Annotated in this window: 26 protein-coding genes, 3 pseudogenes and 1 riboswitch; of the genes and pseudogenes, 14 read left to right on the forward strand and 15 right to left on the reverse strand. The window is 59.6% G+C overall.

Annotated elements, in window-relative coordinates; all coding sequences use genetic code 11:
- Positions 1–2: 2 nt before the first annotated feature.
- Positions 3–1,757 carry a methyl-accepting chemotaxis protein gene (locus F758_RS0110085; RefSeq protein WP_024507757.1) on the reverse strand — a complete coding sequence of 585 codons (1,755 nt, stop codon included), beginning with the start codon at positions 1,755–1,757 and terminating at the stop codon, positions 3–5.
- 220 nt (positions 1,758–1,977) lie between these two features.
- On the opposite strand from F758_RS0110085, the gene F758_RS0110090 reads away from it, so the two are divergent.
- The 5 genes from F758_RS0110090 to F758_RS0110110 all read left to right on the forward strand — a co-directional run bounded on the left by F758_RS0110090 (position 1,978) and on the right by F758_RS0110110 (position 6,390).
- Positions 1,978–2,724: a YebC/PmpR family DNA-binding transcriptional regulator gene (locus tag F758_RS0110090; RefSeq protein ID WP_024507758.1), complete on the forward strand. Its 747-nt coding sequence runs from the start codon at positions 1,978–1,980 to the stop codon at positions 2,722–2,724.
- Between the two features lie 121 nt (positions 2,725–2,845).
- Positions 2,846–3,373, forward strand: a complete 528-nt coding sequence (gene ruvC / locus F758_RS0110095) for a crossover junction endodeoxyribonuclease RuvC (protein WP_024507759.1) — start codon at positions 2,846–2,848, stop codon at positions 3,371–3,373.
- Positions 3,370–3,987, forward strand: coding sequence for a Holliday junction branch migration protein RuvA (ruvA, locus tag F758_RS0110100; RefSeq protein ID WP_024507760.1), 618 nt, complete (start codon positions 3,370–3,372; stop codon positions 3,985–3,987). Before ruvC ends, ruvA begins: the two co-directional genes overlap by 4 nt.
- Positions 3,988–4,206: 219 nt before the next feature.
- Positions 4,207–5,250, forward strand: a complete 1,044-nt coding sequence (gene ruvB, locus F758_RS0110105; RefSeq protein WP_024507761.1) for a Holliday junction branch migration DNA helicase RuvB — start codon at positions 4,207–4,209, stop codon at positions 5,248–5,250.
- Positions 5,251–5,472: 222 nt separating this feature from the next.
- Positions 5,473–6,390 (forward strand): metallophosphoesterase, encoded by a 918-nt coding sequence (locus F758_RS0110110; protein WP_024507762.1) that lies wholly within the window; start codon positions 5,473–5,475, stop codon positions 6,388–6,390.
- A 94-nt stretch (positions 6,391–6,484) separates the two neighbouring features.
- On the opposite strand, the gene F758_RS0110115 is transcribed toward F758_RS0110110, so the two are convergent.
- From F758_RS0110115 to F758_RS0110150, 8 genes and pseudogenes are all read right to left on the reverse strand, one after another.
- On the reverse strand, positions 6,485–7,930 hold the full coding sequence (locus F758_RS0110115) for an MATE family efflux transporter (RefSeq protein ID WP_051386778.1): 1,446 nt from the start codon (positions 7,928–7,930) through the stop codon (positions 6,485–6,487).
- Between the two features lie 10 nt (positions 7,931–7,940).
- Complete coding sequence (locus tag F758_RS0110120) at positions 7,941–8,957, reverse strand: PLP-dependent cysteine synthase family protein (RefSeq protein ID WP_035721519.1); 1,017 nt, start codon at positions 8,955–8,957, stop codon at positions 7,941–7,943.
- A 52-nt stretch (positions 8,958–9,009) separates the two neighbouring features.
- Complete coding sequence (locus F758_RS0110125; protein ID WP_024507765.1) at positions 9,010–10,344, reverse strand: alanine racemase; 1,335 nt, start codon at positions 10,342–10,344, stop codon at positions 9,010–9,012.
- Complete coding sequence (locus F758_RS0110130; protein ID WP_198026449.1) at positions 10,335–11,330, reverse strand: ornithine cyclodeaminase; 996 nt, start codon at positions 11,328–11,330, stop codon at positions 10,335–10,337. Before F758_RS0110130 ends, F758_RS0110125 begins: the two co-directional genes overlap by 10 nt.
- 250 nt (positions 11,331–11,580) lie before the next feature.
- The gene (locus tag F758_RS0110135; protein ID WP_024507767.1) at positions 11,581–13,584 is read right to left on the reverse strand and encodes a TonB-dependent receptor; all 2,004 of its coding nucleotides are present in this window, start codon (positions 13,582–13,584) and stop codon (positions 11,581–11,583) included.
- A 613-nt stretch (positions 13,585–14,197) separates the two neighbouring features.
- Positions 14,198–14,446, reverse strand: coding sequence for a hypothetical protein (locus F758_RS0110140; protein ID WP_024507768.1), 249 nt, complete (start codon positions 14,444–14,446; stop codon positions 14,198–14,200).
- Between the two features lie 149 nt (positions 14,447–14,595).
- Positions 14,596–14,988 carry a VOC family protein gene (locus tag F758_RS0110145; protein ID WP_024507769.1) on the reverse strand — a complete coding sequence of 131 codons (393 nt, stop codon included), beginning with the start codon at positions 14,986–14,988 and terminating at the stop codon, positions 14,596–14,598.
- Positions 14,989–15,329: 341 nt separating this feature from the next.
- Positions 15,330–15,716, reverse strand: a pseudogene (locus tag F758_RS0110150) (TonB-dependent receptor); the annotation flags it as partial.
- 111 nt (positions 15,717–15,827) lie between these two features.
- Here F758_RS0110150 and F758_RS51650 point away from each other — a divergent pair.
- Entirely contained in the window at positions 15,828–16,103 is a 276-nt protein-coding gene (locus F758_RS51650; protein ID WP_349542516.1) for a hypothetical protein, read from the forward strand.
- A gap of 14 nt (positions 16,104–16,117) precedes the next feature.
- On the opposite strand, the pseudogene F758_RS53185 reads toward F758_RS51650, so the two are convergent.
- Together F758_RS53185 and F758_RS0110160 are read right to left on the reverse strand one after the other, a co-directional pair.
- Positions 16,118–16,276 (reverse strand): annotated as a pseudogene (locus F758_RS53185) (hypothetical protein); the annotation flags it as partial.
- A 21-nt stretch (positions 16,277–16,297) separates the two neighbouring features.
- Complete coding sequence (locus tag F758_RS0110160; RefSeq protein ID WP_024507772.1) at positions 16,298–17,023, reverse strand: helix-turn-helix transcriptional regulator; 726 nt, start codon at positions 17,021–17,023, stop codon at positions 16,298–16,300.
- A gap of 395 nt (positions 17,024–17,418) precedes the next feature.
- On the opposite strand from F758_RS0110160, the gene F758_RS0110165 reads away from it, so the two are divergent.
- Entirely contained in the window at positions 17,419–18,807 is a 1,389-nt protein-coding gene (locus F758_RS0110165) for an amidase (protein WP_024507773.1), read from the forward strand.
- Positions 18,808–19,003: 196 nt separating this feature from the next.
- Here the strand turns inward: F758_RS0110165 and F758_RS0110170 are convergent, their stop codons facing one another.
- Positions 19,004–19,330 carry a hypothetical protein gene (locus tag F758_RS0110170; RefSeq protein WP_157449932.1) on the reverse strand — a complete coding sequence of 109 codons (327 nt, stop codon included), beginning with the start codon at positions 19,328–19,330 and terminating at the stop codon, positions 19,004–19,006.
- Between the two features lie 26 nt (positions 19,331–19,356).
- Positions 19,357–20,118 (reverse strand): sulfite exporter TauE/SafE family protein, encoded by a 762-nt coding sequence (locus F758_RS0110175; RefSeq protein ID WP_024507775.1) that lies wholly within the window; start codon positions 20,116–20,118, stop codon positions 19,357–19,359.
- 188 nt (positions 20,119–20,306) lie between these two features.
- On the opposite strand from F758_RS0110175, the gene F758_RS0110180 reads away from it, so the two are divergent.
- On the forward strand, positions 20,307–20,663 hold the full coding sequence (locus F758_RS0110180) for a citrate/2-methylcitrate synthase (protein ID WP_157449933.1): 357 nt from the start codon (positions 20,307–20,309) through the stop codon (positions 20,661–20,663).
- A 5-nt stretch (positions 20,664–20,668) separates the two neighbouring features.
- Here the strand turns inward: F758_RS0110180 and F758_RS43520 are convergent, their stop codons facing one another.
- Together F758_RS43520 and F758_RS49400 are read right to left on the reverse strand one after the other, a co-directional pair.
- A complete protein-coding gene (locus tag F758_RS43520) occupies positions 20,669–21,574 on the reverse strand; it encodes a LysR substrate-binding domain-containing protein (protein ID WP_024507777.1) in 906 nt (301 codons plus the stop codon).
- Positions 21,575–21,621: 47 nt separating this feature from the next.
- The gene (locus F758_RS49400) at positions 21,622–21,858 is read right to left on the reverse strand and encodes a hypothetical protein (RefSeq protein ID WP_157449934.1); all 237 of its coding nucleotides are present in this window, start codon (positions 21,856–21,858) and stop codon (positions 21,622–21,624) included.
- A 115-nt stretch (positions 21,859–21,973) separates the two neighbouring features.
- On the opposite strand from F758_RS49400, the gene F758_RS49405 reads away from it, so the two are divergent.
- The 6 genes and pseudogenes from F758_RS49405 to F758_RS51410 form a co-directional block, all read left to right on the forward strand.
- A complete protein-coding gene (locus F758_RS49405; RefSeq protein WP_157449935.1) occupies positions 21,974–22,144 on the forward strand; it encodes a hypothetical protein in 171 nt (56 codons plus the stop codon).
- A 61-nt stretch (positions 22,145–22,205) separates the two neighbouring features.
- A riboswitch (glycine riboswitch) is annotated at positions 22,206–22,294 on the forward strand.
- 109 nt (positions 22,295–22,403) lie between these two features.
- A pseudogene (locus tag F758_RS47445) lies at positions 22,404–22,553 on the forward strand (serine dehydratase beta chain); the annotation flags it as partial.
- 259 nt (positions 22,554–22,812) lie between these two features.
- Positions 22,813–23,256 carry a tol-pal system-associated acyl-CoA thioesterase gene (ybgC, locus tag F758_RS0110200; RefSeq protein ID WP_024507779.1) on the forward strand — a complete coding sequence of 148 codons (444 nt, stop codon included), beginning with the start codon at positions 22,813–22,815 and terminating at the stop codon, positions 23,254–23,256.
- A gap of 21 nt (positions 23,257–23,277) precedes the next feature.
- Positions 23,278–23,553, forward strand: a complete 276-nt coding sequence (locus tag F758_RS0110205; RefSeq protein WP_024507780.1) for a hotdog domain-containing protein — start codon at positions 23,278–23,280, stop codon at positions 23,551–23,553.
- Positions 23,554–23,637: 84 nt separating this feature from the next.
- Complete coding sequence (locus F758_RS0110210) at positions 23,638–24,105, forward strand: nuclear transport factor 2 family protein (RefSeq protein WP_024507781.1); 468 nt, start codon at positions 23,638–23,640, stop codon at positions 24,103–24,105.
- A gap of 262 nt (positions 24,106–24,367) precedes the next feature.
- Positions 24,368–24,577: DUF4372 domain-containing protein (locus F758_RS51410; protein ID WP_024507782.1), on the forward strand; the 210-nt coding region annotated here is incomplete at its 3' end.

Raw genomic sequence — 24,577 nt, forward strand, 5'->3', positions numbered from 1 at the left:
CGTCAAAGCTTGTAGGCGGTGCGCAAGCCGCCCCAGTGCCGTCCGCGCACGCGGATCGGCACGTCGATCTCCCGCATCATCACCGTGTTGCCGTTCCCCATGTCGCGCGCGTAGCTCTGGATCAGATAGGCGCGCTCATTGTGGGCGGCGGCGAGGCCGGCCGGATCGTTGAAGATGCGGCGGTTGCGGCAGTTGGCGGTGTTCCAGGCGACGTCACCGGGGCGTTGCGGATGGGAGTAGATCTTGTTGTGCACCGGCAGATAGCCGTTGCGGTCGACCGCGGCGCAGAACGCGATGCGCGCGTCCTTGGCGAGAAACGGTTCCTGGAAAGGCGGCAATGCGCGATCGGCCCAGTCGAGGAATTTGGTGCGGTACTGCACCGGATTGGTGCCGGCGATTTCGACATAGTCCCTGTCGAACAGATCCTGCAGCGAAATGGCGCCGCGTGCGACCGCGTCCTCGAAAATCTTGTTCAGCGCAACACCTGCTTCCATCGCGCGGGTCACGAACTCGATGTTTTCCTCGCGGATCGCCCACAATTGGTCTTCGATCTTGTCGGCAAGGGCGGCGCTCGCGGCCTCGAAGCGGGCCTGCGCGCCGGCCTTGGAGTGCTCGCTGATGCGAATCCGGCAGGCGCCGATACCCTCAAGCCTGGCGTTGAAGCTTTGATGCAGCGGCAGTTTGGCGGCCTCCGCGCCGGAGATCAGAACGCCCTGCCTGGAAATCTCGTAGACTGGCGCTGCGGCCACGCCACGCGCGGCTTCGATCTCGATCTTCAAATGGCATGGCAGCCGCTCATGCCTGCGGCGTTCTTCGTTGTCCTTCTGATTCAGCAGCACGGCGCTGCGTGTCTTCAGTTTTTGCGCAAACTGGGTCACGGCCTTGCCGGCGGAGGCCACGCTCTCGCCGTGGGCTTCCGCCGCCTTGGCGGCGCCGTCGATCGCGGCCGCGCCTTCGCCGACCGAGGCAATGAAATGCGAGGCCGAGGCGGCGTTGTCGGACATTTCGCCCGTGGTGCGGTTCTGCTCGGCCAGCGCGCCGTTGACGTTCTCGAACACGGGGCGGATCGCATCGATCGCCTGCGAGATGCGGTGCACGGCATCGGCCGAGCCGGCCGCATCCTTCTGCAGCGCTTCGATCTTCTTGCTGATCTCTTCGGTCGCGCTCTGGGTTTGCACGGCCAGTGCCTTGACCTCAGTTGCCACCACGGCAAAGCCGCGTCCGGCCTCGCCCGCCCGCGCCGCTTCGATGGTGGAGTTCAGTGCGAGCAGCGTGGTCTGGCGCGCGATCTGCGCGATCAGGTTGACCACATTGCCGATGGCTGCGGAGGATTCGCGCAAGCGGTCGACATTGGCGCGCGCTTCCCTAGCGGCGGCGGTGGCGAGATCGGCGAGCTTGCCGGCATCGCGCAGCTGCGCGCCGATGCCTTCCGCGGAGCGGGTGAACTTCTCGGCGGCCTGTGTGAAGGTGGTCGCAGTGCCCTGGGCGGTGCTGCTGCGACCGGTCAGCGCGTCGGTGCGTTCGCGGATGGTAGCGAGCGTCGCGGCAGTGGCCTCGGCGCCCGCCGCAACCGAGTGCGCTGCCCGCTCGAGCTGGCGGATGGTGCCGCCAAGTTCGAGTTCCAGGAGCTCAAGGAGTTCGCTCGTTGAATCCGACTTTCGGCCGGCATCGGTCGCAAGCGCCGGCTCCGGCGCTTTCGCCGGCGGCGCAGGCGCGACCGGCTCGGGCACGCGTTTGCGAAGAAAACCGAACGCCATGGCTGCTCTAGGGGCGGGCTTCTCGGGAAAGCAAGTTGAGGTTCCCCATTCTTCCACCGACGCGTGAAGTCGTGGTTAACGCTTGCCTGTTTCGTGGGCAGAACCCAATACCTACATGCTTAGAGGCAGTGCCAAATCTTTGATTTTGGCGGTCCCGCGGCCTATAACGCCGCGCCTTCCACCCCCGGGCGATTCCGGGGTCGATTCCAAGAGACGTCGCATGGCCGGACATTCCCAATTCAAGAACATTATGCACCGCAAGGGCCGGCAGGATGCCCAGAAGTCGAAGCTGTTCGGCAAGCTGGCCCGCGAAATCACAGTTGCCGCGAAGCTCGGCACGCCGGATCCCGCCATGAATCCGCGGCTGCGTGCGGCGGTGGTCGCCGCGCGGCAGGAGAACATGCCGAAGGACAACATCGAGCGTGCAATCAAAAAGGCGATCGGCGGCGAGGGCGAGAACTATGACGAGATCCGCTACGAAGGCTATGGCCCCGGCGGGGTTGCCATCATCGTCGAGGCGCTGACCGACAACCGCAACCGCGCCGCCTCCGACATCCGCTCCTATTTCACCAAATCAGGCGGCAATCTCGGCGAAACCGGCTCGGTCGCCTTCATGTTCGACCGCGTCGGGCTGATTGAGTATGACGCCAGCGTTGCCTCGGACGATGCGATGCTGGACGCGGCGATCGAGGCGGGCGCCGACGACGTGAGCTCGAGCGAGAGCGGCCACGAGATCTATACGTCTCCGGAAAGCTTCCGCGAGGTCGCAAAAGCGCTCGAAGCCAAGTTCGGCGAGCCGCGCAAGGCGGCGCTGACCTGGAAACCGCAGAACACGGTTGCCGTCGATGACGAGACCGGCGAGAAGCTGTTGAAGTTGATGGACATGCTGAACGAGCACGACGACGTGCAGAACGTGTTCGCCAATTTCGAGATCTCCGACGCGCTGATGGCGAAGGTGGGGGGTTAGGTCTCCGACATTCCGGGTTCGCCTCTTCGAGGCGCCCCGGAATGACGGCCGCGCCGCGCTTTCCCCGGGTATGTCGACCGTTCCTGTTTCGTTGCTTCTCGCCAGAGGCTATCACTAGCCGATGGCACCCGCACCGATTCGCGTCCCCGTCCGCATCCTTGGTATCGATCCGGGCCTGCGCCGTACCGGCTGGGGCGTGGTCGAGAGTGATGGCAACCGCCTGACCTTTGTCGGCTGCGGCTCGGTCGAGCCGCCGGACCATCTGCCGCTCGCGAGCCGCTTGCTCGCGATTCATGATGGCCTGGCCGCGGTGCTGCGCGATTTCAGCCCAGCGGAAGCCGCGGTCGAGCAGACCTTCGTGAACAAGGATGGCGTCGCCACCCTCAAATTGGGTCAGGCGCGCGGCGTCGCCATGCTGGTGCCGGCAAGTTTCGGCATCTCGGTGTCCGAATATGCGCCGAACCAGGTGAAGAAGACCGTGGTCGGCGCGGGCCATGCCGACAAGAACCAGATCGCGGTGATGCTGAAAATCCTGTTGCCCAAAGCCGAACCGAAATCGCCAGATGCCGCGGACGCGCTGGCGATCGCGATCACCCATGCGCACCACCGCCAGAGCGCGAGCCTGCGGCTCAAGGTGGTCAGCATATGATCGGCAAGCTGAAGGGCCTGATCGATTCCTACGGCGAGGATTTTGTCATCCTCGACGTCGGCGGCGTCGGTTATCAGGTGCATTGTTCGGCGCGCACGCTGCAGGCGCTGCCCGCGCCGGGTGAGGCCGCGGTGCTGTCGATCGAAACTTACGTCCGCGAGGACCAGATCAAACTGTTCGGTTTCAAGAGCGACATCGAACGCGAGTGGTTTCGCTTGCTGCAGACGGTGCAGGGCGTCGGCGCCAAGGTTGCGCTCGCCGTGCTCGGCACGCTGCCGCCGGCCGAGCTTGCCAATGCGATTGCACTGCGCGACAAGGCGGCCGTGACACGCACCCCCGGCGTCGGCCCCAAGGTCGCCGAGCGCATCGTCACGGAACTGAAGGACAAGGCACCCGGCTTTGCCGATGTCGATCCGGCGGTGGTGCATCTGGCCGGCGCGGTCGACGAGGCCCGCGCGCCGCGCCCGGTCGCGGATGCGATCTCGGCGCTGGTCAATCTCGGCTATGGTCAGCCCCAGGCCGCAGCCGCGATTGCCTCGGCCGCGCGTAATGCCGGGGAGAACGCGGAGACGGCGCAATTGATCAGGCTTGGCCTGAAGGAATTGGCGAAGTGATGGTGCGTGAGCTGTTTGAAACCGCGCGAGCTCTCTTCACCTCTCCCCGCCTTCGGGGAGAGGTCGGATCGCCCTCGGCGATCCGGGTGAGGGGGATTTTCCGCGAGTCCGAATGCGCGGTGAGAGCCCCTCACCCCAACCCTCTCAGCGCGAGCTTTGCTCGTCGCGTCCCCGTAAGAACGGGAGAGGGGGAACATCCAGCCTCGTGCGTTGAGAAGCATGGCTGAGCCCTCCCGCATCGTCACGCCCGAGCGCCGCAACGAGGATGCGGCGGATGGCGCGCTGCGTCCGCAGAACCTGTCGGAGTTCGTCGGTCAGCAGCAGGCGCGCGCCAATCTCTCGATCTTCATCGAGGCCGCGCGCAAGCGCGGCGAGGCGCTGGATCACGTGCTGTTCGTCGGCCCTCCCGGTCTTGGCAAGACGACGCTGGCGCAGATCGTCTCCCGCGAGCTCGGCGTCGGCTTTCGCGCCACTTCCGGACCCGTAATCGCCAAGGCCGGCGATCTCGCCGCGCTGCTGACCAATCTCGAAGAGCGCGACGTGCTCTTCATCGACGAGATCCATCGCTTGAGTCCCGCGGTGGAAGAGGTGCTCTATCCCGCGATGGAGGACTTTCAACTCGACCTGATCATCGGCGAGGGACCGGCGGCGCGCTCGGTGAAGATCGAGCTGGCGAAATTCACGCTGGTCGGCGCCACCACGCGTGCAGGGCTTTTGACCAATCCGCTGCGCGACCGCTTCGGCATTCCGATCCGGCTCAATTTCTACACCATCGAAGAGCTGGAAAAGATCGTCACTCGCGGCGCGCGCGTGCTCAAGGTCGGCATGACGCCTGATGGCGCCAACGAAATCGCGCGCCGCGCCCGCGGCACGCCGCGCATTGCGGGTCGGCTGCTGCGGCGCGTGCGCGATTTCGCATCCGCCGCCAATGCGGATTCCATCGACCGTGCGATCGCCGATCATGCGCTGAGCGCGCTGGAGGTCGACGCCGCCGGCCTGGACGCCATGGACCGGCGCTATCTCACCACGATCGCCATGAACTACGGCGGCGGGCCGGTCGGCGTGGAGACGCTGGCGGCGGCCTTGTCGGAGCCGCGCGATGCGATCGAGGACATTATCGAGCCTTATCTCATCCAGTGCGGCTATCTGCAGCGCACCCCGCGCGGACGTGTGTTGACCTCGCATGCCTTCCGCCATCTCGGTCTCGCCGAGCCCTCGCGCGATCCCGCGCAGTTCGGGCTGTTCGGGAGTGAGGAGGACTGATGTCGGCGCTGCCGACGTCGCCTTCGCCTGTCATTGATCCTCGCAAGGATATCGAGCGAGACATGCTGCGATGATTTGCGCGACGCCGATTGCGCAATCCATTTGGGCCTATGCTACGTTCAGCATGACTGGATATTAACCTTTTGCCCGCCATCGCGACGGGCTATCCAATTTCCGCTTCAATTGCGCAATACGGCAAGCGCGCATCACCGCTGAGCCCGCATGTTTTCACGTCGCCGCTTCCTGAAATTTCTCGCCGGATTCGGCGCTTTTGGCACCTCGACTGCAGCCTATGGCTTCGGCGAGCCGGTCTTTCGCCTGAGCCTTGCGCGCTATGATCTGGCGCCGGCACGATGGCCGGCGGATTTCCCGCTGAAGATCGCCGTTGTGGCGGACCTGCACGCCTGCGATCCCTGGATGTCGCTCGATCACATCGACGCGATCGTTAATCATACCAACGCTCTTAACGCAGATGTGATCGTGATGCTCGGCGACTATGTCGCCGGTTGCCGCCACATGACGCGCCGGATTCCGGCGGAATCATGGGCTGCGGTACTGGCGCAATTGAAGGCGCCGCTCGGGGTGCATGCGATCCTCGGCAATCACGATTATTGGGACGACCGGGAAGTTCAGCGCGAGGGGCAGGGGACCACGGCCGCGCGGCGCGCGCTGGAGGCAGTCGGCATTCCCGTCTACGAGAACGACGCCGTGCGTTTGAAAAAATCCGGCCGGCCGTTCTGGCTCGCCGGGCTCGGCGATCAGCTCGCCTATGTGCCGGCGGCGCGTTTCAGGCGTATCAGGCGCATCGGCATCGATGATCTCGGCGCAACGCTTGCGAAAGTCACCGACGATGCGCCAGTCATTCTGCTGGCGCATGAACCGGACGTCGCCTCTCGCGTGCCGGATCGGGTGGCATTGCAGCTCTCCGGGCACACCCATGGCGGCCAGGTGCGGCTGCTGGGCTGGTCGCCGGTGGTGCCCTCGCGCTACGGCAACCGCCTGGCCTATGGCCACGCCCGGTTCAATTGCGACGTGGTCGTCTCGGGCGGGCTCGGCTGCAGCATTATGCCCTTCCGCTTAGGCGTGCCGCCGGAGCTCGTGCTGGTGACGTTGGGCGGATCCGGTCCGGCGGTGTCCTAGTTCCCCTGGGGCCTTTTCGATCGCTTGCGCATCAAACGGATCTGCGCAAAACGATCTGCTTTCCAGGCAATGAGGCCCCGCAAGTGACGTCACCTCATCTCGACGGCGAGATCCGCGACGGACGCCGGTCGGCCAGGTCCGCAGTCTTGCCGACATCCATGTTCTGTGAGGGAGATTGAGCCACTCGCAGATCCGCGATGAAGCGCCACCATAACAACAGACTGGTCACGCCGAAGCCAAGGCAAAGACCAAACCAGATCCCGTGGCTTCCCCAGCCGATGCAGTATCCGCAGATCGCCATCGCCGGGATACCGACCAGCCAATAGCCGATGAGGGTGTTGGTGAGCCCGGCTCGGGTGTTCCCCAAGCCACGCAATAACCCGATGCAGATGTTTTGCGACCCTTTGAAGAATTGGTGGGCTATCGCGAACCATAGCAGGGTCGTCGCCGCGGCCAGCAGGGCCGGGTCAGCCTCATCGCCAAGGAACGGGCGCAGGACGGCTCGTGGAACGATGACGTAAAGTAGCCCAACGAGCGTCATGATGGAGAAGCTGATTACGAAGGTATGTCTTGCAATCGCTCCGATTTCACCGGCCTGATCCTTGCCGGCGGTGCGGCTCACCAATATCGATGTTCCGTGAGAGAGTCCGATATTGATCTGATAGACGATATAGGTGAGCTGGTTGACGATGTTGGAGGCTGCGAGCGGGATTGGCCCAAACATGCCCATGAAGACGGTCGCAATGGACGTAATTGCCGCTTCCGAACCGTAGGTCAATGCGATCGGCATGCCCATTTTTGCAATTGTCTTCATAGTCGAAGCCTGTGCTCGCCATCCGTTTGGTGCGAGCAATGAATTCAGTTTTTGATCGTGCCGGACGGTCCGCAGATACACCATGAAGGTCCACAATTGGACGAGCGTGGTTGCCAATCCAATGCCCGCGAGTCCGAGCTGCGGCATCCCAATCCATCCATAGATGAATACCGCGTTCAGCAATGCGTTAACGCCGATCGAGATCACGGTGACGCGCAGGAGGGAGCCTGCGCGCCGCATTCCCACGGCGAACTGACGTAGAACGTTGAGCCACAGCATGGGCAACAATCCCGGAGCCAAGGCCAGCATTATCGGTCTTGCGAGAGCGACAATCTCGCGGTCTTGTCCGAGGAAGACCAAGATATGACTGAAAACGACGAGTGTGATCCCGGCGACGATGGCGACAATGGTTGCAAGAACCATTGATGTCCCGAGCAGATCGCGGACTTCGTCGACAGCGGTGCTGTCCGTCAACGAGGTTCCGGTCCTTTTCTCACCGCGTCCCACCGAGGCTGCAACCAGATTTCCAACGCTCGTCACCATTCCGACGCACATCGTGCGAAGCTGATTATAGAGCAAAAGGGCGAGACCACCTGCTGCAAGCGCCTGAACGCTGATGAACCCCATCATGAGGAGGTCGGTGCTCGTGAGAGCAACCTGGGCAAACTGAATGCCCGCAATGGGGGCTGAGAGTTTTATAATTTCTTGATAGTGGCGAACCCGCATTGTCAACACGTCATTGCGCGAAGACGGCCGCCTTGGCTTGGGACGCGAGTTGGACGGAGTCCCGATAGGCGTCGAATAGCCGGTGCAGGCGTTGATGCGCCGCTTCGTTGAGCAAATGGCGTTCGCGAAGCCAGTCGTCATTGTAGATGCTGTCGAGATATTTTTCGCCTGCGTCGCAGACCAAGACCACCATTGTGCTATTCGGCTCGATCAGAGCGAGTTGCTTGAGCGCCACATGAATCGCAGCACCGGCGGTACCACCAACAAGGATCCCAGTACGGCGAGCGACAATACGGGCAGCCGTGAATGCGTCGATGTCGTCGACGGTAACTCCTTCATCAATCAGGGAGTGATCTACGTTGGATCCTACCGTGAACCCGCCTGGAGCGCCGGATCCCGTCTGCCAGTACTTCCCCGGGGGGCCGCCGAAGATGATAGATCCTGTGGGTTCGACGCCGATGCTTGTTACCCGCGAACCGAGACGGCGCAGTTCTTTGATAGTTCCGCAGACGGTGCCCCCGGTGCCAACTGCGCCAACCAGATAGTCGATGTCCGTGCCAAGATCACGGAGCAGCTCGGCGGCGAGGCCAACATAGCCCAGGTTGTTGTTAGGGTTATGGTGCTGATCCGGCCAGAACGCGCCGCTCGCCCTGGCAATTTCGCCGGCCACTCGACGTCGCTCGAGGGTGCTCGGTCCCTCGCCCTTGCTCTCCACAAAGACGAGATCGACGCCCATAGCACGCATCGCGCGAAGCTTATCACGCGACGCATGGTCGTCGACCACAGCGGTAAATCTATAGCCTCGCTCGATCGCCATCAGCGCGAGCCCTGTCCCGGTATTTCCCGAAGTGGGCTCGACGATATGCCCGCCGGGTCTAAGCTTACCCTCACGTTCGGCTGCCAAGATCATTTCCCGGGCCATTCGGACTTTGCAGGAGCCGGTCGGGTTGTACTGTTCCAGCTTCAGCAGCAATCGGCTGCCCGATCCGGTACGCGCCAGTTCGAACAAGGGCGTGCCACCAATCAGTTCGGAGCATGTCGTTGCGACTCGTTAACAGGCTGGCCGATACGTACCGTTGTCATTGGTCCATTCTCCAGATGAAATGTCCGTCATGCTCGGTCACAACGATTTTCGGCGGTAGAGCAAGCTGATGAAATTCGCTCTCGTTCTTGTCCATCTGATAGCCCGCCGTATTGGGATAGACGATCAGATCGCCATAGCGAGGCCTTGCTGAGAATTCGATCTTCCGCCAAGTCAAGACATCGTATTCCATGCAGCTGGAGCCGCCGACCGCCGCGCGAACGGACTCCCGGGGACGTGTCGGCCCGTGTTCCACAAGGATAGGTGTGGGAAGAAACTCGCTATTCTTCCACTGTTCCGATAGGCTCATGCTGAGGCCTGCAACGGTGACAATGCCGTGCTCTGCATTCCGCTTGAAGCCTTGAACCGGAAAGACCGTCATCCCCGCGCCATCGAGAAGAGCACGCCCCGGCTCTAGGTATAGCTGAAGCCCCGCAGCAATGAACTTCGAAGCCAGCGTACCGCCCTCCACTGGAGTTTGCAGGATCGCCTCCAGCATTGCAGCTCCTGTGGGCGACTGATGGTAAGGGTAGAAGTGGCTAAAACTCTTTTCTGCATGGAATTGAGTTGGATCAAGTCTCTCTTTGAATGCATGCCAATCACCCTCTTCGACATAGCTGCACGCAAAGCCGCCCCCGATGGAAATCGCCGTACACGGAAAGCCGTAGCTTCGCGCCTCGAGGCAATGATTGATTAAGGTGGAGGCTAATTCGGCACGCGGCTCCACTGCATAACCGTCGAGATGAAAGGAAAAGCCATCCATGACGAGCCGCTGCCGAGCGCTAGCGCAGCGTTGCAGTGCTGCACGAAGATCGGCCGGGTTCAATCCGAAGCGGCTGTTAGGACTGCTCGGAGGGAGTACACGAAGCAGCACTCGCAAGGGCGACGGGTCTGCAGCGACAACTATAGCGCGCTCGAGTTCATCTAGAGCGTCGATGGCAACGGTCGCGCCATGGCGGCCCGCCAACCACAAGAGTTCGTTGCTCTTTGCAGCACCCGTAACGCCGATGTTCTCGCCGCGAAGGCCATTGGCGAGCGCATGGACGAACTCGGGTATGCTGGCCACATCCACCGAGCCGCGAAGTCTAGCGACCTCGCGCAGCCATGCCCCGGCCTTGTTAGCCTTCTTCCCGAAATAGACGTGACCCCGCACATTATTCCGCTGCAGAGCTTGCTGGAAAGCGGCCAGATTGTCCGCAAAGCTGGCCGGATGGATGATGTGAAAGGGTCCGTTTGTTGCGCGGCTAATTTGATCGAGAAGAGCGAGATCTCGTCTGACGGCGATGGCCCAGGCCCTCTCACGCGCGCGCATCGAGGAGGCCGCTAATTCCATAGCTCTACCCGCCTGCCGCGGCCTGCAGCGATCGCTCTCGTGGCAAGGGCATGAGCGACCGGAATATCCGTAATGATCATCCCGCTGCTGAAGGCGAACACCTGATCCTGCTGCGAGCGTCGACCAGGTTTCCGGCCAGCCACGATGTCAGGCAATTCCGCATCAATTCTGACAACACCGTCGGGACCTGCGAGCCTCTTTCCCGTAACGCCCAGCTGGCCTTCATTCGTCGTTATCGCGTAGTCGGCCTCCTGTAGCGCACCGGCCTCGACTCCCTTGCTGGCGACCGAAATCAATAGGCCACCTGGTTTCAACCAACTAGTGTGGACCTTGGGATGGGCGGCGCGACCCGAGGCGACCACGACGATATCGGAATCGGAGACGGCCGCGGGAACATCCTCCACCAATTCGATGTTGCGATCGGGAAAATGCCGGGAAAAGGTTGAGATGGTTGCGGCGATACCGTCAGGGTGGGTACCGAAGAGACGCGCTCTCTGCAGCGAGGGGAGCGCGGTCAATAAATATGGTAATGTATTGAGACCCTGCGCCCCGGTTCCGATCATCAATACCGATTGTGCATTCTCTTTGGCGCAATGTTTGGCAATGATCGCCGTCGTCGCCGGCGTGCGCAACCCACCCACGCGGTGGCAATCCATGAATACAAATGGCAATCCGGTCGCGTCATCGTACAGGCTGATCGTAGTGTAGTATTTCTCGGCGACTTCACTGCCTTGCCGATACGAGGTCTTGAAGCCAAGCTGCTGTAGGGCGCCGTCATAGCCCAGCATAGAGTACGATACCGCATCTCTCTGTTCGTCCGGCAGAGCCATCATAAGCTTCGTCGGACAACGGGATGCGCCGTTGGCGTAGAATAAATAGGCATCCTCCACCATCTGAATGACGTCGGCTGTCGGAAGTTCGACATCAGATAACTCCGAGCGGGTGAGGATATGAACAACTGGGGTATGCATGTACGACTTGATCATGCTCGATGCCTTTCGACATTTTCGATGGAAGTGTCACGGTCGACCAAAAGTCGGCGGAAAAGCGCGAGACTCTGACCGATGCTTCGACGTCTTCGTTCCTCGTACATAGGCATAGTCTCTGCGATCACGCCGGTTTCTCTCGGGAAGAGCTGTGGCGGGCAGGCCGCACGCTCAGATCTCTGAGCGCAGAGCCTGACGGCTGGGCTACCCGATCCGCGACCATTTCGATCGCAACTGCCAATCATGGGGATCAAAAATCCATAGACATCGAAAGCCAAAGCGTGCGCGGCATGCCGCTGATGACGTAGCCGGTCGGATTGGCGATCCAGTAGCGCTTGTCCAGCACGTTCGTGATGCTGGCCCGGAAGGTGGTTGGCCGTCCGGCAAGCTTGGTCGCGTAGCGCGCGCCGATATCAAATGTGGTCCAGCTTGGGACGTCCTGTAGGTTGTCGGCGCTGACGTAGCTCTTGCTTGTGTAGATGGCGCGCGCGGTCGCCGTCAGTCCGGGCAGGAAGGGCGTGTCCCATTCGACCCCGAGGTTGCCCTGCAGGTCGGGGGCGCCGATCGCATAGTGGCCGTCGTTGAGATGCCCAGCGGTTTTAGTGAGTCTGGCATCGAGCAACGTTACGCCACCAAGGATTCGGACGCCGGATGCCACCTCGCCAAACGTGTTCAATTCGATACCGCGATTCCTCTGCTCGCCGTCGAGGCTGAAAATCTTGGTGACAGGGTCGATCACCCCGCTCGGCAGGCTGATCTGGAAAACGGCGAGACTGGCACCGAAACGACCCAGATCAAGCTTGGTGCCAACTTCATATTGTTGGGTCTTGAATGGCGCGAACACCTGATTCGGGTTGGCGGCGCCAGAGGGCGGCGTCGGGCCGGGTGTCAGGCCCTCGATATAGTTGGCGTAGACCGACAGTTGCTGGATCGGCCTCACCACCAGGCCCACGGAGGGCGAGGTCGCGCTTTCGTCGTAATGGGTGGTTGTGAGACCGCTAACCGGATCGAAGCTGCTCGACACCACCTGCTGCTGCCGCGCACCAACAATCAATTGCACGAGGCCACTCGCCATCGAAAGCGTGTCCGCCACCCCGACGCTTCGCAGGTCGAGCGTGCTGGCTTTTGCTTCTGGATAGGAAGATACCGGAGGCCCCGGCCACGCGAGCAAAGTCGGGGCGTAAATATTGGTCAAGTAGCTTCCATAATTGGTCTGCCCGAGCCAGTTCGTCCGCTGCAGCGAGCTGCCGCTGACGACGACCTCATGTTCGATCGGGCCGGTGTCGAAGCGGGACCGCACTCCCGCTTCGCCGGAAACCGCCTCCGATTTGCCGATCTGGAACTGTGAGGTCGACCGCGCATCGCCCGCGGAATCGAGAAGCGTCGCGCCCGGCGCTTCCTGCTTGTCAAAGCTGAACCGATTGGCGCCAATGGCGCCGAACAGAGTGACATTGGAGCTCAGGTCGTATTCGGCGCGGGTCAGACCAGTGACGCTTTGCGCCTTGGCATAGTCGAACGGCTGGGCCAGGTTGATTCTGGGATCCGGAGCATTAGGTATCGCAATCCCAGGCAATGGCGTGTAACCGCGCGCTGCAGCCCGCATCCAGTCATCCTGGTAAATGACGTCGGCCGACCACCTGAACCTGTCGCCACGATAGTCGACGCCCAGCGAACCCACCCCGTCGCGGACCGATTGCCGATCGATCGTTGTATTCCCACCATCGATGGCGCCATTGAAGCGAACGCCCCACTCTTTCTGCTCGCCATACCGGCGAGCCACGTCGAGCTCGGTCCCGAAGCGGGCGTTGGACAGATAGCCCGCGGTAAGGCGCGTCAGAGGATCGTCACCAGCGCGTTTCGTCACGACATTCACGGCGCCGCCGATGCTACCCTGCGGTGCCATTCCATAGAGGAATGCAGCCGGCCCCTTGAGTAACTCGATACGCTCGATCGGCACTGGGTTGATCCGGTAATTCGGAACCAGACCGTAGAGCCCGTTCAACGCAGCCTCGCTATTCTCCACCCGAAACCCTCGAATGGTCAGCGCATCGTATCGGTTGCTGCTGCCGATGGCGGCGCGGACCGACGGGTCGCTGTTGGTCAGGACCTCGGCGACGCTCGTGGCCTGTTGGTCCCGGATTGTCTGCTCCGTGTAGCTCGTGAGGCTGAACGGCGTCGCCATATAGTCCTTGTTGCCAAGGAAGCCTAACCTCGCCCCGCGCGCGACCTGGCCGCCGGCGTAGGTGGGCGGCAACGCCGCCCGCTCCGCGCCTACAGACGGAACAATGCGCGGCTTTGCCACGTTCTCGCGGTTCGTTGCCTGCCGTGACGATCCGACTCGCGATCCCGGCGACGGTTTGCGTTGCTGGAGCGCGGTCGCTCGCTGGCGCGGCGCGGTTACGACGACGGCAGGAAGCGCTTGCTGAGAGCCTGGCGACGAACGCTCGGGTATGGCGGGCGACCCTACGTTTTCAGAACCCGACGCTGCAGGAATTGATGGCGAAGGGCCTGCCTGTTGCGCCAGAGAGGGATCAGCATTCGGCAGAAGCGATACAAATGCAATGGTCATCTTCGCAGTCCGTAACAAGGTAAGATCGCTCAACATGCACTCCCGGAGGCGACACCATCTCGTTCAACACGAGACGGAAAAATTCGCCGGCAGTGTAGGTGTGGCGTGATACATCTTCGAGTAGAACGCATCTAAACGAGAGCGATTCGAAATTTGACAGTCCTGTCGAGCATGCTCTGACGTGCGCTCGCCGTCGGATAGAGATCAAGGGCTTCGCATCCACCACAGTGGCAGCCCGCGCTGCTCTCGATATCGCCCGCGACGCTGCCGCTGGAGATGCCTTGCAGGCGATACTCACTCAGCGCGCGGAAGATGCCGGAATTTGAAAGCGATCGCGTTGTCGTCTTGGCTCGGTGACTCCGACGAAGATCTGCAACTTCTTCAGCTTGCAGGGACCATTGTTGTCGACCTGCACGGACCAGCTCAAGTTGTAATGCTGTGGTAATCTTCGATCTTTCGTGGCCGTCAAACGCGATGTTTGCGCATCGCACGCATTTTGAGCGCCGCCTTCACGAAAAATCAAAGCGATGCAAGCACCCTCTTTCATTGCCAGATTGTCTGGTGCGCTGAAGCTTCGCCTCAATAAAGCTTTCGAGCATCTCGGAAGAAGGGGCTCGGCATCCCGGTTTGGAGGCTCGGCACAAGCGGTGCGTGAGCGCCGCTATGCACTTCGGCGGCGCAGGTAACCGACCCATTCTAGTCGTCAAAATCTGACACTTGGTTCCCGGATTGCCCTTGCCGGGAATGCTCCAGAATGTTGACCGAGCGCCCGAACGGATCACGGACATAGAAGCGTGTTACGCCCCAAGGCTCGGTTACCGGACCATATTGGATGCTGAAACCTGCGGCCTGCATCCTCTGGTGAACCTCGGCGAGGTCATCCACCTCAATGGAGATGTCGGGCACCGGCGTTCCAGAGCCACCTTCACTCGCCACACTGATCTGCGGTGCGGCGCTGCCATCGGACGCGAAGGTCAAAATCCATCCCAGGTCCATGACAACCGTCATCCCGAGGGCATCGCCATAGAATGCCTTCGCAGCGTCGATTCTGTCGGCGGCCACGTTGGCAACAATCCGCTTTACTGCCATGGGACATCTCCGTGCGGCCCTTCAAGGTGATATCAAGCGTCAGATTTTGACCACTGGGTGCGCTAGCGGACGTCACACAAACACAAAACCTCGCCGCAGGCCACCCGGGGGCTGGAGACATTCCCCGAACGGCCTGTTCGCCGTGCAAGCGGCGTGAGCAGGTTGCGGCGCAGCCCGAGCAACTTGGCGCTGAGCCAAATGGACGCCAACGTCTTCATACGAACGTCTTGTCGATAGCTACTATTCGAGCTTGTCGACCGACATCACCGACAGATTGCGGACGTAGGCTGATGAACCTCTCTTCCATTCCAATGGTGGTTAGTCTCCTGTGCTAGATCGATCTAAAATTTGAAGTTGGCAAATGCCCGCACACCGATCCCGGGTAACAACACTTCGTCCTTTGTGTACGATACGGAGTTGCGGATGTTCTCGTTCAAGAGATTGGTGCCGACGAGGCCAACGAGCATTTCGCGGGCGCCGAACCAGGACGGATCGAGCTTGCTCCTGTAGCTGACCTCTGCCCTTAGGAGGTTATAGCCTGCAGTAGGCATCTCACCGATAACCGCAATGTCGTTTTGCGCAAAAGCGTGCAGCAGATTGATGCGCGCGAACCAGTTGTCATCACGCCAAAACAAGCCCCCACCCACGCGAACCGGTGGAATGCGGGGCACGTTGGTCCCGTCCGTAAAAGTTGCGCGAACCACATCGAACTGGTTCTCGATGGGCCACCTTGCAGGCACGCGCGATCATGTAGAGGAAGTGGCCATATGCTGGCGAGACGTTGAGGAAATTGTCGGCGTAGCCACGCGCGCCTGCCGCTGGTCTGCTGCGCAGTGTCGGTGAAGCCGCTGCTGCGCGAGCTTCTGGTCCGCTCGGCGAGCCTGCCTGCGCTCTATGAGGAAGGCGGTACGAACTCGCGTCTAGTGGCGGTGCTTCTCGACGAACTCGCGGCGGCACAGGTCGAGGATCTTCATTTGCCGATGCCGACCGATATCCGCCTCCGCAGAATCGTCGACCTAATGATGACCTCGTCCGCGGATCGGGGAAGATTGGACATCTGGGCGAAGAGGGGAGGATGGGCAGCATATCCGGCGATACATCGTTGGAGTGACTGAATCCCATCGACTTTCGCATCGAGCCCGCACCCTCCCTTGTGCGTCAGGGCGATGACGCCATCGATGTTCGGATAGTCGGACAAGCGGCCTCTGACTTGATATCGGGGGCACAAGTTTCGGCAGCAGCGGTTCCTCAGAGCCACCCGTCTGCTGTTCGTCCTGCTTGCGCGCATTCATGAGTGAAAAAGCTCTGCTCAAGTGGCTTTGATAAAGGCTGCCGCCAATTCTGCGCGATTCGCGCAGCCGAATTTGTCGAGCGCTCGACTGATGTGGGTTCGTACGGTCCCAAAGCTAATGCCCAATATGCGAGCGATATCCCGGTCCGTGCATCCTCGCGCTACAAGTTCAGTGATTTCGCGTTCTCGTGCAGTTAGGCCCTCGCTATGAGAGTGATCCCGCAACAAGGCAGACCGGACGAACGGTTCTATGACGTCCAGCAACACTTTCTCTCGGTCGTCGAAGTTTGTCTTTCCGCGTCGCCGCCAAATTCGAAAATCGCCCAGATCGCTTTCACGTTGATCGAACATGAAGATATTGATGCCCCATTCGAGCGCGTCGCGTTGCAGGAAGTCGTTATAAAATTCGGTCTTGGTTAGCTCGCGTCGGTCCAAGACTTCATCGACTATCGTGGCTCGCCGCGCCGCTCGCAAACGCGAGGTTATAGGATCATGGAATTGGTACCAATCATCGTAGAGCGATGGGATTTCCGGTGCGGCGCCCACATAGATTGATCCGCAAAATCGCTGATCTTTCTCTTGCCAGGTGCAAGAGGAGCCGCCGTCGGCACGAAGGAGCTTGACGAGGTCACCGAGGACAGCCCGTCGAACGTCATCCTGCGCTCTCAGGCGTTGCAGGCGGTGGACGATGGTCGCAAAGAGCTTCAGCTCGCTCGATGTAATGTCCCGGATGTGCGGTGTCATACCCCAATCCTCCCTGGTATAGTTTGTCTTTATGCAAGCTGCGCGCCAAGTATGGCTCGGCTGTCGACACCCAATTCCTCGGCTGACGATCGCATGGCCTCCGCTGGGTGCGGGTCATGCGGACGGGCCACCATCGGCAATATTGCCGATGCCCCCCGAAGCCCAAATCGCTACAAGATCAACATTAAATAGGAACGCGGGGACGAGCCGCTCGAAGGTAGCATGCGCCAATCGGTAGTCAATTGAGGTACTTGCTCGATCTGACTACAGGTTGTCCTTGCCCTGCGGACAGATGATCTCAGGCGCCTAAGAGATACCGCGACATCGTTCTCAAAAACTCCTGGGGAGTTTCTTGGGGTGGAGCGGCTATTGGTCGCCTGAGAACGGAGAATGAGATGCACTATCTAACGCTTTCAGAGTTATCCGTGTCACTTCGGACGAAAACCATCTCCCCGGTTGAACTCGTCAAACATATGCTCAATCGGATCGACGCCCTGGAACCGCTGTTGGAGTCATATGTAACGATAACCGCGCAGCGCGCACTAGAGCGGGCCGAACATGCAGAGCGGGAAATCGGATCTGGACAGTGGCGTGGTCCTCTCCACGGTGTACCGCTGGCTTACAAGGATATCTTCTACACGGATTTTGCCCTGACGACCGCTGGTACGGCGATACACAAGTCCTTTCAGCCGACTTACAGCGCGACTGCAGTGCGACGGCTAGAGGCGGCGGGCGCTATTTCGCTCGGAAAGCTGAAAACGACGGAGCAGGCCTGGACAGAGCACCACCCTACAGTCGCAGCTCCTAAAAACCCTTGGGGTGCGGAGCTATATGCCGGCGCATCCTCAAGTGGATCGGGCGTTGCCACGGCTGCCGGTTTGACGTTTGGCGCGCTCGGTTCTGACACCGGTGGTTCGATCCGCTTTCCCAGCGCGGCCAACGGCGTGACAGGGCTTAAGCCGACGTGGGGGCGTGTTAGCCGCCACGGCGTCTTCGAATTAGCTCCTTCTCTTGATCACGTCGGGCCAATGGCGCGATCGGCTGTCGATTGTGCTATCATGCTCGGAGCTATTGCCGGCGCAGATCCCGCCGATCTGACCGCTGTGCACGATCCAGCCGAAAATTACGAAGCCGCAGCTTTGCGCAGCGTTGCGGGGATGCGGATTGGACTGCCGCGAGCCTACGCGACCGACGGCGTCGACCCTGGCATCGTGTCGGTCTGGCAGGCAGCTGCCAAAGTCTTCGAGGACCTTGGCGCGGTTGTCGAAGAAATGTCATTTCCCGAATGGCGCAATGCGGCGTCGACTTGGCCGATTCTATGCTCTTCCGAGACGGCGTTGGCGCATGCGGCAACATACCCGTCGAAATCCGAAAGTTACGGACCGGCACTATCGGCACTTATTGATTTAGGACGCAGCAGCACAGCGATGGATCTTGCTGCCGCTCACCAAGCGCGCTTGGAATTCTCGAATCGTCTTCGCACCCAGTTCAATAAAGTCGACATCATTCTCGTGCCCGTGACCATCTGGCCGACGCCGGCCACCGCCGCTTTAGCCGACATTCTTCAAGAGTCTCCCCTTGGGGATTTGCTCCGCTTCACTTGCGTCTTCGACAGCACCGGAAGTCCAACGCTGACTCTTCCAGGGGGGTTCGATGACCGAGGCGCTCCCATCGCAATTCAACTCATCGGCGCGCACTTTGATGAGGCGGCCATTTTGCAAGCTGGCGCTGCCTTCCAACGAGCAACCGACTGGCATTCAAAACACCCGAGACACTTTCCTTAGGCGCCTGGGGAATATCCAGCGACTCAGGCGGTCGTGTTCTGTCGGCGCGCATTTTCACATAGCCGTAGGCATCATTGTCTGCGCGCCTATCTGACAAAATGCAGCAACGGGTTCTCCAGAGTTGGGTTGCGACACATGGCTAGTATGCTCGTTCCGGCGTTCAAGTTGGAGTTGATGGCCGGCTGCCGAGTTACGATTAGATCTCCAACTCGGATGGGGGCGGCGTCGCGAGGTCGTTGGTAGCGCTCGGCAAGGCAGTCGACGAATGGCATTCGCCATCACCGGAAATCAATATAAGAATATCGGTATGACCAGACTGGTCGACAACGTTGCCGTCAAACAAATTCAGCTGGCAAGTCGGCGTCATGACGCCCCACCCCAAAAGGGAGTTGATAGCGCCTGGATCTAACCGACGTACTGCAGCTATCATGCATAGTTGCAAGAGAAAATATATGACCAATAGCTGTGCGACAATCCTTGTCTCGCAAGGTATTTTTGCATTGGCTTTTCTATCCTTGGTCATCGTAGAGTCTCCATAAGTCCCGTAGCTTATCTTCCGTCACAACAGGCTTGAATCACCAGCAATGCTCCTCCAAGCATTACTACGCCGTCTAGAATGCTGGTGTGTATGTGGATCGGCAAATCGGCGGTAAGCCTTTTTGCGAGGAAAGCGCCTGGTGTGGCGCAACCCCCAATCAGAATCGCCATGATCCAGGCGGACGCAGGAAGGGCGCCGGCGGTCTGAAAGACCGCTGTCTTCGCTAGCCCGAGAAACAATGAAATGCCAGCATCGGTTGCAATGACCGCTGAGCCTCGAAGACCGGCAGCGAGAAGGATCGAAAGCAGGACCACGCCGGATCCTGACGTCGCTCCAACGAGAAGCCCGTATCCACTCCCTGCCACTGCAACTCCCGACGTAGCGAGCGTCCATTCAGCCTTGTTCACTAACCGCCGTAAAGGAACCAAGATGATAAGCGCTAGACCGATGATAATCGTTACGACCTTTCCGCTCAGTACTGTGTAGACGAAAGCGCCCGCAACACAGGTTGGTAGCGCACAGGCTGCCAACATAATGGCATTGCGCACGTCAAATTTGTCCCTGAAAGCGATCAGCCGACTTGCATTCGTCATAAGCGCAGAAAGGCTGATGATGGGCACTACCGCTTCTGGACCCACGATCGGCAGGAGAACGGGCGGAAGGATTAACCCTGTGCCATATCCCGTAACACCCCCGAGAACGGCTGCGATGAATGAGATCACGGCCACAAGGCAGTATTGTTCGAACGTTACGAGATGAACGGCATCATGCATCAGTCCGGCCTCCAACGTTGCTTCTGTCGTTGGTAGGGCTTTCTTGATGTCATCTCCAACAGAAGAGACTGATGGCCCTATCGGCAATCTTTGTGTGCCGGTGGCTAGGACAAGGACGTCCTTGCGCAGTCAAATGAGTTGGCGCCTGAAACGAATTAAAAGCGTTTTGCTGTCTACAACATCGGCTTGTGAAAGAGAAAAAACAATGTGTTTGCGCTGACTACTCCCGCATCGATCCGAGAGCGATCTTGCTGCGAGCGATGGCTGAGAGCGTGTCGGAGAGAAAGGGCGGGAGTGACATTCTCCCGATATTGCTCGCCATGAATAGGGCGGTTCAGGCACAGAGAGAGCTATGGCCTAACGTGGATTTCTATTCCGCCGCTGTCCTTCATGACCTCGGAATCGACACTGAATTGTTCACTCCCATGTTCGCCTGCAGCCGCGTCATTGGCTGGAGCGCGCATATTGCCGAACAAATCAAGGACAACCGGCTTATCCGCCCGAAAGCAAAATATGTGGGGCCTCAATATCGCCGCCTCGGGTAGCGCCGTTAGGCCATAGCTCCCTGGACGATCGATACGAACTCATTAAGCATAGGGGCCGCGGACCCATTCTGCGGCCTCACAACATAAAAGTCGCGAGTCAGATCAAAGCCATCGATTCTCTTCAGCACCAGGTCGTGTGAGGAGATGCTATGGCGAGCGCGCAGCGTGGACAGTATGCCAACTCCCACGCCAGCTTGAGCCGCTTTCTTTACGGCCTCCGGGCTTCCGACGATGAGCGCGATTTTTAAGTGGTTGAACGACAAACTCACAGCAGAAAGCTGGCGTTCGAGGATCGCTCGTGTTCCGGACCCCTTCTCCCGCATGATGATTGGGGTAGCCAATAGGTCATCTATCGAAAGCTCCTCCCGAGAAGCCCAGGGATGTTCATGTGAGACTACGAATGCGATCTGCTCCCGCCAAAGTGGCGTTACGCGGCAATTCGAGGAAATTGGGACACCATCGCTAACAAGTGCGGCGTCGACCACACCTTGATTAAGATATTCAATGACGCGCGTGCTATTCCCGACCTCAAGCACAATCTGAATTTTTGGATGTCTGCTTTGAAAGGTCCTTATTGCAGCCGGCATTGCATATTTTGCAATGGAATTTGTCGCGGCTATTCGCAAGCGCAGTGTGCTCTCTTCCCGGAGCTCCGCCAGCGAGCGGGAGGCTTCTCCATAAAGGGCGACAATTTTTTCCGCATGTGCAAATAGGATTATTCCTGCTTTTGTTAATTGCACTGAATGATGGTTGCGGTTGAAAAGCGGAACGCCAAGCTCCTGTTCAAGGGAGCGAATGTGGAAAGAGATCGCTTGTTGGGTGAGATGGAGATCGTGACCAGCATCGGTAAAGCTCTTTCTCAAAGCTACCGCGTGAAACACCCGCAACCTCTGGTCACGTATCAAGGTCATTATTCAATCAGGTTGTGGGGTGACACTAACAACGTCATGAATTGTTGTCAAACAACAACAATCGGATGGATCGAAGCAACAAGCCCTTGTGGCGTCGCTTTCTCCGATGTCGATGAATCTTCTCGCATAGTCGCAGACATCTGCCCCTCGTTGCCGGCGACGAGATCGCGCCTGACCTGATCATGAACATCCTTTCCGGACTCGGCTTCATCCAAAAAAGAAGACGGGATCGCGTAGATGGCCGCAATACTAGTTCCTGAGCAAAGGATGATCGGCTTGGCCAATGGGCGTGAGGTTATCCACTCACTCTGGCTAAGTTGCCGCTTCGGGGGCATTCGCGGAGCTTCGCCTCAGCCGGAGGCTAAACTCCCAACAAAGAAGAGCATATCGAGCATCAGCATGGTCCACCAACTGCTGGACATCGAAGACGTGCGCCTGACTACCGTGTCCCACCTCGTTCGGGGCACGGACTGCAACCGGATCCGGATCGTCAGGTTCTATGGCGATCCTGTCGTCAACGCCGCTCCCACTGCGTTCGCCGATATTGCATGCCAGTTAGCCGAATACTAGAATACTGGAGGAGCAGGGCGACGAATTTAAATTCGCGTGCTCAGGAGTTCGGTTATCGAAGAGGTCGTTTGCGGAGGAGATCGGCTCAGGCCGACGCCGAAGGAGCAACCGCCCCGGAAACTCTCAGGCAACAAGGACCGTAGCGACGGACTAACATCTGGAAAGAGGTGCCCTTGGCACCCGCCGACGGGATAATACTCTCAGGCAAATCGACAGATGGGGTGCATTCGAAATCAATCACTTGATGAGGTGCGCGCTTATGCCCAAGACCAGCGAACAAGCCGTCACTTCTAACGCGTCGCGCCGACCTCCAAATAGCCCAATCAGCGTACTCGATCTATTTACGATCGGGATTGGTCCGTCTAGCTCGCATACGGTTGGACCGATGCGCGCGGCTCGCCGCTACCAACTTCCCCACACTTTTGCTTATCCAGACGTTGGGCTCTTTGTCGGGTGTCAAACCGGCTGGCGTCGAGTTCGGATGACGTCTGCGCGAGAGCCGCGCTTGGCGACGTATTGATGCCGGCGTAATGCTTATGATGCACTCACGCGGCGTGGTGCTGGAGCTTCCGGCCGCAGGCGCCAAGCTCAAGATTTTTGGCGCTTGCTCAGAAAAGCACGTGTGTGCAAGACAATCGGTTCCCGGAACCTTTAAGGGAAACCGCACCGTGACAGCCTCTCTTGACGGCGAAATTCGCGACGGACGCCATCACATGCAGGTCCGCGTCTATTTTGAGGATACGGACGCCGGTCAGATTGTTTATCACGCGAATTTTCTGCGCTTCATGGAACGCGGCAGAACGAATTACTTGCGCCTGCTCGGAACCAATCAGCAAGCGCTGCTCAAAGAAGCGAACAACGATGCGCCCGGCTTCGCATTCGTTGTTCGTTCGATGACAATCGATTTTCTAAAACCGGCGTTATTGGACGACCTGCTGGACGTCGTCACGGTCCCGCAAGAGGTGAGGGGTGCGTCGATCGCCTTGCTGCAGGAATGCAGGCGGGGGGACGATCTCCTGGTCACGGCACGTGTACGCGTGGCGTTTATCTCAGGCGGAAAGGCCCAGCGCATTCCTAAGTCGCTGCGGCTCGCTATGGAAGGGCAAAGATAAAGAGCCCATTTTGTTCATGTTATGATCTTCCATCGCCCTAATGAGGCGCCCGGTTTTGCCTTTGTCGTGCGCTCGATGCGGATCGACTATCTCAGGCCGGCGCGGATGGACGACGTGCTCGACGTCCTCACCTGGCCGGTCGCGGTGAAGGGCGCCTCCATCACCCTGGCGCAAGAGGTACGGCGCGGTGAGGATTTGCTGGTGAAAGCCGAGGTGCGCGTCGCCTTCATCAGCGAGGGGCGGGCACATCCCACACCGAAGGCACTCCGTGCAGTTCTGAAAGCCGATATGGCTTAGCTATGGCACGATAGAGAACGAGCCATCGACTTCTCAAATCCTGCCGATACGTTAGGGCATCCCGATCCGCTTTCCGAGGTCATCATGTCACGCCCGCCGCTGCCGCCCTTTACTGAACAAACCGCCGTGCAAAAGGTGCGCATGGCGGAAGATGCCTGGAATTCCCGGGATCCCGAACGCGTCGCGCTCGCCTATACGGAAGGAAGCCGCTGGCGCAATCGCTCGGAGTTTCTCGAAGGCCGCGCCGCAATCGTCGCTTTCCTGACGCGCAAATGGGCGAAGGAGCTGGACTATCGCCTGATCAAGGATCTCTGGGCCTTCCACGGCAATCGTATCGCGGTGCGCTTTCAATATGAGTGGCACGACGCGAGCGGCCAGTGGCATCGTTCCTACGGCAACGAGCAATGGGAATTCGACGAACACGGCCTGATGCGGCGCAGAGAGGCAAGCATCAACGACATCGAGATTGCCGAGAAGGATCGGCGTTTCCATTGGCCCGCGCCCGGCCCTCGGCCCGCCGATGTGCCGGGATTGAGCGAGAGTCCGTTTTAAGATCGTTTAAGATCGCGCGGCGGTCCTGACGCCAGGTCTCATGACCACAGGCATACGTTGTTACGAAAGCTGCTAGACCTTGCTCGTCATGGCCGGGCTTGTCCCAGGCATCCACGCCTTCTGCGCCCACCACAAGATCGTGGATGGCCGGGACAAGCCCACGGCTGTCCGGTTTAAATTTGGTGGACAGGGCGCATGGCGTGGATTCTTCTGCGGTCTTGAGCATCGCCAAATGTTCGAGACACGGAGAGNAAGTCCCGCCATGCGCCACCACAATACAGTATTTCACGGCATTCTGAACCTTGTGCCGTGGCGCGTGCTGGACCGACTTGTGGAGAGATTTCAGGCCAACAAGCGGGTGCGGCGGCTCAGCACGCAAAATCAGTTTGTGGCGATGCTCTATGCACAGCTTTCGGATGCACAGAGCCTGCGCGCCATCGAAGCCTCTCTTGAGAGCCATGCCAGCCGGCTC

This window comes from Bradyrhizobium sp. ARR65 (assembly GCF_000472385.1).
Classification (GTDB): Bacteria; Pseudomonadota; Alphaproteobacteria; order Rhizobiales; family Xanthobacteraceae; genus Bradyrhizobium.